This window comes from Longimicrobiaceae bacterium, from assembly GCA_035936415.1.
Classification (GTDB): Bacteria; Gemmatimonadota; Gemmatimonadetes; order Longimicrobiales; family Longimicrobiaceae; genus JAFAYN01.
In genome coordinates, this window is sequence record DASYWD010000290.1 from 1 (window position 1) to 11,419 (window position 11,419).

Annotated in this window: 2 protein-coding genes; both read left to right on the forward strand. The window is 76.8% G+C overall.

Translation table 11 applies throughout. From position 1 onward, the window contains the following. A partial coding sequence (locus VGR37_11640) for an amino acid adenylation domain-containing protein (protein ID HEV2148046.1) occupies positions 1-9,680 on the forward strand: 9,680 nt, incomplete at its 5' end. 4 nt (positions 9,681-9,684) lie between these two features. Beyond that, positions 9,685-11,419, forward strand: a 1,735-nt coding sequence (locus tag VGR37_11645) for a condensation domain-containing protein (GenBank protein ID HEV2148047.1), incomplete at its 3' end; no start/stop codon positions are given.

The window sequence follows — 11,419 nt, forward strand, 5'->3', positions numbered from 1 at the left end:
CCCCCGGGGGGGCGCCCCTCCCGGTCGACCGCCCCGGGGGACCGGACACCGTGGCGCAGGAGCGCACGGCCAGGGTCGCGCTGGGGGAGGCGGAGACCCGCGCGCTCCTGCAGGCCACGGCCGGGCGCGGCGGCACCCGCGTGGACGAGGTGCTGCTGGCCGCCCTGCTGGAGGCCGTCTGCGGCTGGACCGGCGAGGACTCGCTGGCCGTGGAGCTGGAGGGCCACGGTCGCGCGGAGCTGTGGGACGACGTGGACCTGACGCGCACCGTGGGGTGGTTCACGGCGGAGCACCCGTTGCGGCTGGAGCGCCCGGCCTCCGGCGATCCGGGGGCGACGCTGCGGGCCGTGCGCGAGCGCCTGCGGGCGGTCCCCGGCGACGGGATCGGCTGGGGACTCCTCCGCCACGTGGCTCCCCTCGACCCCGAGGTGGAGGAGCTGCGCCGCCGTCCGCGGCCGGAGGTCCTGTTCAACTACCTGGGCCAGCTCGACGGGACGCTCCCGGAGGAGTCCCCCTTCCGCCCCGCGGCGGAGGACACGGGCCCGCAGCGGAGCCCGCGCGCGCTCCGCACCCACCGGATCGAGGTCAACGCCTGGGTGGGGGAGGGGCGGCTGCACGCCGGCTGGTCGTACGGCTCCGGCGTGCACGACGCGGCGACCATCGAGCGCGTGGCCCAGGCCTTCCTCGGCGCGCTACGGGCCCTGGTGGAGGGTGCCGGCCGGGACGAGCCCGCCTTCGCGCCCGAGGAGCGCGCCGGCTCCGGACCGGACGAGGCGGAGCGGCCGCCCCTGCGCCCCATGCGGCGCCGGGGAGCGCTGCCGCTCTCCTTCGCACAGCAGCGGATCTGGTTCCTCCACCAGCTCGACCCCGGGAGCCCCGCCTACAACATGGCCTTCCCGCTCCGGATGCGCGGGATCCTGGACGTAGGGGTGCTGGCGCGCGCGCTCGCCGAGGTGGTGCGGCGGCACGAGTCGCTGCGCACCCGCTTCCACGCGGTGGAGGGCGAGCCCGTGCAGGTGGTCGATCCCGCGGAGCCGCGCGTGCTCCCGGTGGTGGACCTGCGCGGGACACGGGAGCGGGAGGGGGTCGCTCTCCGCCTGGCCGAGGCGGAGGCGCGCCGTCCCTTCGACCTGGAGCAGGGCCCCCTCCTCCGGACCACGCTGCTGCGCGCCGGCGAGGAGGACTGGGTCCTCCTCTTCACGCTGCACCACATCGTGGGCGACGCCTGGACGACGGGGGTGCTGGTCCGGGAGGTCTCCGCGCTGTACACCGCGTACGCGGCGGGGCGGCCCTCTCCGCTCCCGGAGCTCGAGGTGCAGTACGCGGACTTCGCGCTCTGGCAGCGCGCCTGGCTCACGGGGGAGGTCCTGGAGCGGCAGCTCGGCTACTGGACCGAGCGCCTCTCCGGGGCTCCTCCTCTGCTGGAGCTCCCCACCGCCCGGCCCCGCACCGACACGCCCCTGGTGCGGAGCGGCGTGCAGACGTGGACCCTCCCGGGCGGTCCGGCCGGGGCGCTGCGCGCGCTGGCCCGCCGGGAGGGAGCCACGCTGTTCGTGGTGCTCCTGGCGGGGTGGCAGGCGCTGCTGGCGCGCTACAGCGGCCAGACGGACGTGGTGGTGGGCGTCCCGGTCGCCGGCCGCAGCGAGCCGGAGCTGGAGGGGCTGGTCGGCTTCTTCCTGAACACGCTGGCGCTCCGGACCGACCTGTCGGGCGACCCCGCGTTCCGGGAGGTCACCGCACGGGTGCAGGAGGCGATGGTGGGCGTCTACGCCCACCAGGACCTCCCCTTCGAGAGACTGCTGGAAGCGCTCCCGGTGGAGCGGAGCCTGGGGTGGACGCCGGTGTTCCAGGCCATGTTCAACCTGATCAACGTCCCCGAGACCCCGCTCTCCATCCCCGGCCTGGAGGTGGAGTCCCTCCCCGCGGGGGGGATCTCGTCCCGGAGCGACGTCACGCTGCACGCGGTGGAGCGGGAGGAGGAGATCCACTTCACCCTCGCCTACGACGCCGGGCTGTTCGAGGCCGAGCAGATGGTGGAGATGCTCGGGCACCTCGAAGCCCTGCTGGAGGCGGTGGCCGCGGACCCCACGCTGCGCCTCTCGGCCCTTCCGCTGCGTCCCGGCCGGCCGTCCCGCCCGCACGGGGCCGCGGAGCGCGTCCGCCCCGCGGGCCCGTTCGTGGAGTTCCCCCGGGCGGAGATCGAGCAGTCCATCGACCGGCGGTTCGCACGGCAGGCGCGGGTGCACGGAGAGCGCCTGGCGATGAGCGGGGGAGGCGTCCGCCTCACCTACGCGGAGCTGGACGCCGCCGTGGACCGGGTGGCACGCGCCATCCTCGCGGAGCGCGGGGCGGGCGAGGAGCGGATCGGGATCCTCCTCGGGCACGACGCCGCCATGCCGGTGGCCGTGCTGGCGGCGCTCCGGGCGGGAAAGACGTACGTGCCGCTGGATCCCCGCTACCCCGAGGAGCGGCTCGCCCTGGTCCTGGCCGACGCCCGCCCGGGCGCCCTGCTGACGGATGCGCAGAACCTCGCCTCCGCGCGCCGCCTGGCCGGCGACCTCCCGCTGCTCCGGATCGACGCGCCGGGAAGGGTCCATGGCGGTTCCCTCCCCGAGGTCCCGCCGGACCGGCCGGCCTACATCCTCTACACCTCCGGCTCCACGGGCCGGCCCAAGGGGGTGGTGCAGAGCCACCGCAACGTCCTGCACCACGTCCGGGCCTACACCAACAACCTGCGCATCGGCCCGGCGGACCGCCTGACGCTCTTCTCGTCGTTCGCCTTCGACGCCGCGGTGATGGACATCTTCGGGGCGCTGCTGAACGGGGCCGCGCTGTGCCCGCTCGACCTGCGTGCCGAGGGGAGCGACGACCTCGCGCGCTGGCTGGAGCGCGAGGGGATCACCGTGTTCCACTCCACCCCCACCGTCTTCCGCTACCTGCTGCGCGACCGGCACGAGCCGGGGAGCATCCCGGGGATCCGCCTGGTGGTCCTGGGCGGCGAGGAGGCGGGCCGCGGCGAGGTCGAGCTCTTCCTCCGGCACTTCGGCGAGGGGTGCGTGCTGGTGAACGGGCTGGGCCCCACCGAGTCCACCCTGGCCCTCCAGGCGCTGCTGGACCGCGAGGCGGCGCTGCGCGGGGGTCCCGTCCCGGTGGGGTTCCCCGTGGAGGACACGGAGGTGGCGCTGGTCAACGCGGCCGGGGAGCAGCCGGCGGTCTACGGCACGGGCGAGATCGTCATCCGCAGCGCACACGTGGCCCTGGGCTACTGGAACCGGCCGGACGCCACGCGCGCGGCCTTCCGCCCCGGCCCCGAGGGGGACGGGCGGCGCGCCTACCACACGGGCGACCTGGGGCGCTGGCTCCCGGACGGGAGCGTGCAGTTCCTGGGGCGGGCGGACCACCAGGTGAAGGTGCGCGGCTACCGCATCGAGCCGGGGGAGGTGGAGGCCGCGCTGCTGGAGCACCCGGAAGTGCGCGAGGCCGCCGTGACCGCGCGGCCGGACCCGGACGGGGAGCGGCAGCTGGTGGCCTACGTGGTGGCGCAGGAGGGTGCCGCCCCCGGGCAGGCCGCGCTGCGGGCGCACCTGCGCGCCCGGCTCCCGGAGTTCATGGTGCCGGCTGCCGTGGTGCGGGTCGAGGCCCTGCCGCGGACCCCCAGCGGGAAGACGGACCGCCTGGCGCTCCCCGATCCCGAGTGGGGCGGGCGGGCCGCCCGGGGGCAGTATCGCGCTCCGGCCACGCCCACCGAGCAGATGGTCGCCGGCCTGTGGGCCGAGCTGCTGGGGCTGGAGCGGGTGGGCGCGGACGACGACTTCTTCGAGGTCGGCGGGCACTCCCTCCGCGCGATGCAGGCCGTTTCCCGGCTGCGCGCGGCGCTCGGGATCGAGCTGCCCGTGCGCGTGCTCTTCGAGGCGCCCACCTTGGCCGCCCTGGCGGCGCGGGTGGATGCCGCCCGGGCGGGGGGGGAGGGCTCCCCACTTCCGCAGATCCGGCCGGTCTCGAGGGACCCGCGCGGCGCGCTGCCGCTTTCGTTCGCGCAGCAGCGGCTCTGGTTCCTGCAGCAGCTGCATCCCGGGGACACGTCGTACAACCTGGGCGGGGCGCTGCGGCTCACCGGGGTGCTGGACGTGGCCGCGCTGGAAGGGGCGCTGGCCGGCGTGGTGCGCCGGCACGAGGCGCTGCGCACCCGCATCCTGACCACGGCGGCGGGGGAGGGGGTGCAGGTCGTGGACCCGCCCGCCCCGGTGCCGCTCCCGCTCGACGACCTGGCCCCGCTACCCGAGGCCGAGCGCCGGGACGAGGCACGCCGCCGCATCGCGGCCGCGGCGCGCCAGCCCTTCGACCTGGAGCGCGGCCCCATGTTCCGGGTGCGCCTGCTGCGCCTGGACCGGCACGAGCACGTGCTCGCCTGGACCGTGCACCACGTCGTGTCTGACGCCTGGTCCTCGGGGGTGCTGGCGCGCGAGGTCTCGGCCCTGTACGCCGCCGCGGCGGAGGGTGCGGCGCCGGAGCTTCCCGAGCTGCCGGTGCAGTACGCCGACTACGCCGCCTGGCAGCGGGAGCACCTCTCGGGGGAGGTGCTGGAAGCGCAGCTCGCCCACTGGAGGCGGGAGCTGGAGGGGGCTCCCGCGGCGCTCCTGCTCCCCACCGACCGTCCGCGCCGTCCGGCGGCCGGCTTCACCGGTGCCTCCGAGAGCATGGTGCTCCCGCCAGCGCTGGCCGACCGGCTGGCCCGGCTGGCGCGGGAGGAGGGGGCGACCCCGTTCATGGCGCTCCTGGCGGCCTGGGCGGCGCTCCTGGCCCGGTACGCGGGGGAGGAGGACGTCGTCGTCGGGACGCCGACCGCGGGGCGGACCCGGCCGGAGCTGGAGGGGCTGATCGGCTTCTTCGTTAACACCCTCGCGATCCGGGTCGACCTTTCGCGCGACCCGGGCTTCCGTGCCCTGCTGGGGCGGGTCCGCGGAACGGCGCTCGGGGCCTTCGAGCACCAGGAGCTCCCCTTCGAGCGGCTGGTGGACGAGCTCGGGACCGAGCGCGACCTGGGGCGCCACCCCGTCTTCCAGGTGATGTTCGCCCTCCAGAACGCCCCGGAGGGTGCCCTGCGTCTCGCGGGGCTGACGCTGGCGCCCCTGGAGACGGGGGCTGCGGCCACCCCGTTCGAGCTGAGCCTGGCGCTGCGGGAAGGGCCCGACGGGATCCTGGCCGAGCTGCTGTACGCGGCCGACCTCTTCGAGGCCGCCACCGCGCAGCGGATGCTGGGGCACTACCGGGCGCTCCTGGAGCGCGCGGCCGCCGAGCCCGACAGCCCGGTCGCGGTGCTCCCGCTGCTCGCCCCCGCCGAGCGGGAGCAGCTGCTGGAGGAGTGGAACGGGGTCCCCGCTCCCGACGCCGCGGGCCTCTCTGTGGTGGAGATGGTCTGGGCGCAGGCGGCGCGGGCCCCCGGCGCGACCGCGGTGGTGCTGGGGGAGCGGTCGCTGAGCTACGCGGAGCTCGTCGGGCGGGCGGACCGCCTCGCGCGGCGGCTGCGCCGGTGGGGCGCGGGGCCGGAGAACCGGGTGGCCGTGCTCCTGGACCGCTCCCTGGAGCTGCCGGTGGCGCTGCTCGGCACCCTGCGCGCGGGGGCGGCCTACGTCCCCGTGGACCCGGCGCTGCCGCCGGAGCGCGTCTCGTTCCTGCTGGAGGACACCGCCGCCGCCGCCGTCATCACCCGCGCCGACCTCCGCGCCCGGCTCCCCGAAACGGGTGCGCCGGTCCTCCACCTGGAGGAGGGAGCGGAGGGAGGGGGGGACGCCGCCCCGCTCCCCGCGGTGGATCCGGCCAGCCTGGCGTACGTGATCCACACCTCCGGCTCCACCGGCACCCCCAAGGGGGCCATGGTGGAGCACCGCGCGCTGGCCGCCTTCGCGCTCGCCATGGGAGCCCGCCTCGGGCTGGGGCCCGGAGACCGGATGCTGCAGTTCGCCGCGCTGGGCTTCGACGTGGTGGTGGAGGAGCTCTTCCCCGCCTGGACCCACGGCGCCGCCGTGGTGCTGCACGAGGCCGACCTGCTGGACGCCCCCGAGGAGCTGCTCCGGGTCGTGGAGCGGCGCGGCGTGACCGGGCTGGAGCTGCCCACCGCCTACTGGCACGAGTGGGTGCGCGCCCTGGCCCTGGCCGGCGAGCGCCTCCCGGCCCACGTGCGCTTCGTCATCATCGGCGGCGAGCGCGTCTCCCCCGAGCGGCTGGCCGAGTGGGCGCGCCTCGGCGTCCCGCTGGTGCACGTGTACGGGCTGACCGAGACCACGGTCACCACCACCACGCTCGACCTGCCGGCCGGCGACGACGGCTCGGCCTGGTCCAGCCTCCCCATCGGCCGCCCGGTCCCCGGGGCGCGCGTCTACCTGCTGGACCCACACCTGGATCCCGTTCCGGTGGGGGTGCCCGGCGAGCTGTGCGTGGGCGGAGCCGGGGTCGGGCGGGGCTACCTGGGGCGGCCGTCGCTCACCGCCGGGCGCTGGGTCCCCGACCCGTTCGCGGCGGAAGCCGGCGCGCGGATGTACCGCACCGGCGACCTCGCGCGCTGGCTGGCCGACGGAACCATCGAGTTCCTGGGGCGGACGGACCACCAGGTCAAGGTGCGCGGCTTCCGCGTGGAGCCGGGGGAGGTCGAGGCGGCGCTGCTCGCCCGGCCCGAGGTGCGCGAGGCGGTGGTGGCCGCCCGCCCCGCCCCGGGCGGCGGGGCGCGCCTGGTGGGCTGGTTGGTCCCGGCCGAGGGGTACTCGCCTGCCCCCGACGCCCTGGTGCGCCGGCCGGTGCGGCCGGAGCTGTGGCCCTCGCACGGCGAGTACCCGGTCTATGACGACCTGCTCTACCGCGCCATGGCCGAGGACGGGCGCCGCAACGCGGCGTACCGCGAGGCGCTGGCGGAGGTGGCGCCCGGGGCCGTGGTGCTGGACGTGGGGACCGGGGGCGAGGCGGTGCTCGCGCGCCTGGCCGTGGAGGCGGGGGCGCGCAGGGTATACGCGGTGGAGGCGATGGAGGCGTCGTTCCGGCAGGCGCGGGAGCGGGTCCGCGAGCTGGGGCTGGAAGACCGCATCGTGGTGCTGCACGGGGACGCGGCCACGGTGGAGGTTCCCGAGCCGGTGGACGTGTGCGTCTCGGAGCTGCTGGGGTGCGTGGGCAGCTCCGAGGGGGCCGTGGCCGCGTTGGACTCGGTGCGGCGCTGGCTGAAGCCGGAGGGGGCCATGGTGCCCCGCCGCTGCGTCACCCGCATCGCCGCCGCGCGCCTCCCGGACGAGCTGCACGCCGCTCCGGCGCTGGAAGAGCTGGGCGGGCACTACGCCGGGGAGGTCTTCGGGGTGGTGGGGCATCGGTTCGACCTGCGCCTGTGCGTGCGCAACCTCCCGGCCGACCACCTGCTCTCTCCTTCCGCCCCCTTCGAGGAGCTGGACTTCGCCCGCCCCGGCGGGGACGAGTGGGAGCACGAGGTGGAGCTGGCCGTCGCGCGCGGCGGGCGCCTGGACGGCTTCGTCGCCTGGATCCAGCTGTACGCGGGCGAGCGGCTGGGTGTGGATGCGCTGGAGCAGGAGAGCGCGTGGCTCCCCATGTTCTTCCCCGCCTTCTACCCGGGGGTGGAGGTGCGGGCGGGCGACACCCTGCGGGTCCGCTGCCAGTCGCGGCTCTCCGACGACGGCGTGCACCCCGACTACCGGGTCTCCGGCGTGCTGCACCGCCCGGGGCGCGGCGACGTCCCCTTCGCCCACCACTCGGTGCACCACGGCCCCGCCGCGTACCCCTCGCCGCTGCACCGGGAGGTCTTCGGCGGGGAGGGCGCGCGGACCCGCCCGGCGGAGGCCGCGGAGCGGGTCGGGTGGGGCGAGCTGCGGGCAGCCCTGGGGGAGGTGCTCCCGGGGCACATGGTCCCGGACGCCCTCGTGGCGCTGGAGTCGCTCCCGCTCACCCGGCACGGCAAGCTGGACCGCCGCGCCCTCCCCGACCCGGAGCCCTCCGCCGCGGCGGGGGCGTACCGCGCGCCGGAGGATGCCACCGGGGCGACGCTGGCCGGGATCTGGGCCACGGTGCTCGGGCTGGAGCGCGTGGGCGCCGACGACAACTTCTTCGCGCTGGGCGGCGACTCCATCCTCTCCATCCAGGTAGTCGCCCGCGCCCGGGCGGCGGGGGTGCGGATCACCCCCCGCCAGATCTTCGAGCACCCCACGGTGGCTGCGCTCGCCCGCGCGGCGCGCGAGTCGGCTCCCGCGGCCCGCGGCGAGGGGGGCTCCGCCGTGGGCGAGGCCCCGCTCACACCCGTGCAGCGCTGGTTTTTCGAGCAGGAGATCCCCGACCGGCACCACTGGAACGTGGCGGCGCTGCTGGAGCCGCGGGAGCGCCTGGACGCTGCCGTGCTGGAGGGGGCCGTCGCCGCGCTGCTGGAGCACCACGACGCCCTGCGGGCCCGCTTCGCCCCGGCCGGGGAAGGCTGGCGGCAGGAGATCGCCGCGGCCGCGGACGGCGTCCCGGTGGTCCGCCTGGACCTCGCCGGGCTCCCGGAAGCGGAGCAGGGAGGGGCGCTCGAGCGCGCCGCCGCCGAGCTGCAGGCGGCGCTCCGCCTGGAGCGGGGGCCGCTCCTGCGCGCGGCGCTCTTCGAGCGGGGGGAGGGGCGTACCCAGCGGGTGCTTCTGGTGGTGCACCACCTGGTGATGGACGGGGTCTCCTGGCGGGTCCTCATGGAGGACCTGGAGGCCGCCTGCGACGCGCTGTCGCGCGGCGTCCGCCCCGCGCTCCCCCCCCGCACCACCTCCTGGCGTCACTGGGCGGAGCGGCTGGCCGCCCACGCCGACGCCCCGGAGGTGCGGGCCCAGGCGGGCTTCTGGACGGCCGCCGTCCGGGACCTCCCGCCCCCGCTCCCCCTGGACTTCCGGCGCGGGCCCAACCTGGAGGGGACCGTCGAATCGGTGGCCGTGTCGCTGGACCCGGAGGAGACCCGCGCGCTTCTCCAGGAGGTCCCGCCCGTCTACCGCACCCGCGTGGACGAGGTGTTGCTCGCCGCGCTCGCACGGGCATTCGCGAGCTGGACCGGCGACGCGCGGCTCCGGGTGGAGCTGGAGGGGCATGGGCGCGAGGAGCTGTTCCCGGACGTGGACCTGTCGCGCACGGTGGGGTGGTTCACGACGCAGTACCCGGTGCTCCTGGACCTGCGCGGCGCCCCCGGCGAGGGCGACGCGCTCCGGGCGGTCAAGGAGCAGCTCCGCGCCGTCCCCGGCCGGGGGATCGGCTACGGCCTCCTCCGCTACCTGTCGTCCGACCCGGAGCTCCGTGCCGCGCTCGGGGCGGCGCGCCCGCCGGAGGTGGCCTTCAACTACCTGGGGCAGTTCCGCGACGCCGCGGCGGGCGACGGCCTCTTCGCCCGGGCCGCGGAGCCCACCGGCCCGCAGAGCAGCCCCCGCACCCCCCGCACGCACGCCCTCACCGTGGGCGCCCTGGTCGCCGACGACCGGCTGCGCGCCTGGTTCTCGTACAGCCCCGACCTGCACGAGAGGGGCACGGTGGAGGCGGTCGCCGGGCGCTTCGCGGCGGAGCTGCGCGGGGTGATCGAGCACTGCCGCGCGCCGGGGGCCGGCGGCTACACCCCCTCCGACTTCACGGCGGTGCGGCTGGACCAGCGCTCGCTCGACAAGATCCTCCTGCAGGTGAAAGGGTAGACCCATGCCCGTCGGACCCGGCTCCATCCAGGACATCTGGCCCCTGTCTCCGCTGCAGGAGGAGATCCTGTTCCACACGCTCGCGGCCCCGGGATCGGGGGCGCACGTGGTGCAGTCCCGCTTCACCCTCTCCGGCCGCCTGGACGCGGACGCTTTCGAGCGGGCGTGGCAGGGGGCCGTGGACCGGCATGCCGTGCTCCGCACCGCCTTCGCCTGGGAGGACCTCGAGGAGCCGGTGCAGGTGGTGCTGCGCTCCCTCCCCGTGGCGGTGGCGCACCAGGACTGGCGGGGCCTTCCCCCCGTCGAGCAGCGCGAGCGCATGGCGGAGCTGCTGCGCCGCGACCGGGAGCGCGGCTTCGACCCGGCGCGCGCCCCGCTGATGCGGCTCCAGCTGGTGCGCCTGGCGGACGAAGTGCACGAGTTCGTGTGGACGCGCCACCACGTCCTGCTGGACGGGTGGAGCGACCCGCTGGTCTTCGGCGACGTGGTGGCGCTCTACGTGGCCGGAGTTCGCGGCGAGGAGGCGCAGCTCCCGCCGACCCGCCCGTACGGGGACTACGTGGCCTGGATCGGCCGCCGCGACATGGCCGCCGCCGAGGCATTCTGGCGCGGCGAGCTGCGCGGCGTGGAGGGGCCCACCCGCCTGGAGCTGGGCCCGGGCGACGGGCGCGGCTACGCCGGAGAGGAGGTCCGGCTCGTGGGCCCCGCGGCGGCGGCGCTCTCCGCGTGGATCCGGCGGGCCGGGCTCACCCCCGGAACCGTGGTGCACGGCGCCTGGGCGCTCCTCCTGGCGCGCTGCGCGGGAACGGACGGCGTGGTGTTCGGCAGCGTCGCCTCGGGACGGCCGGCCGAGCTGGAGGGGGCCGACCGCATGGTGGGTCTGTTCATCAACACCCTCCCGGTGCGGCTGCGCGTCCCCGAAGGGGAACGGGTGGAAGCCTGGCTGCGGGGAGTGCAGGCCTCGCAGGCGCGGTCGCGGGAGTGGGAGCACGCCTCCCCGGCGCGGGTGCGCGCCTGGAGCGGCCTCGCCCCCGGGACCCCGCTCTGGGAGAGCCTCCTGGTGTTCCAGAACTACCCGGTGGACCCGGCGCTCCGCTCCGCCACCGTGCCGGGGCTGCGCCTGGAGCGTGGCCCGGACGCGGAGCAGCCCGGCTACCCGCTGATGCTGAGCGCCTCCCTGGGCGATGAGCTGGTCCTGCGCGCCACGTTCGACCGGGCGCACTTCTCCGCCGCCGCCGTGCGCCGCGCCCTGGGGCACCTGCGCGCCCTGCTCCGGGCCATGGCGGCGGGTCCGGAGCGCAGGCTCGGCGAGCTGGAGATGCTGGACGCGGAGGAGCGGGCGCAGCTGGTGGCCGGGTGGAACGCCACCGCCGCGCCCTACCCGCGCGAGCGCTGCCTGCACGAGCGCTTCGAAGAGCAGGCCGCCGCCGATCCCGGCGCGGTCGCCCTGCTCCGGGGGGAGGAGCGGATCACGCGCGGCGAGCTGGACCGGCGCGCCAACCGCCTGGCCCACCACCTCCGCGCCCTGGGCGCCGGCCCCGAGGTCCGCGTGGGCGTCTGCCTGGAGCGCTCCCCCGAGTCGGTCGCCGCCGTGCTGGCCGTGCTCAAGGCGGGGGCGGCGTACGTCCCGCTCGACCCCGACTACCCGGCGGAGCGCCTGGAGCACGTGCTCCGCGACAGCGGCGCCCGTCTCCTGGTCACCACCGGGGCGCTGGCCGGGCGCGTGGGCGCCCCCGGCG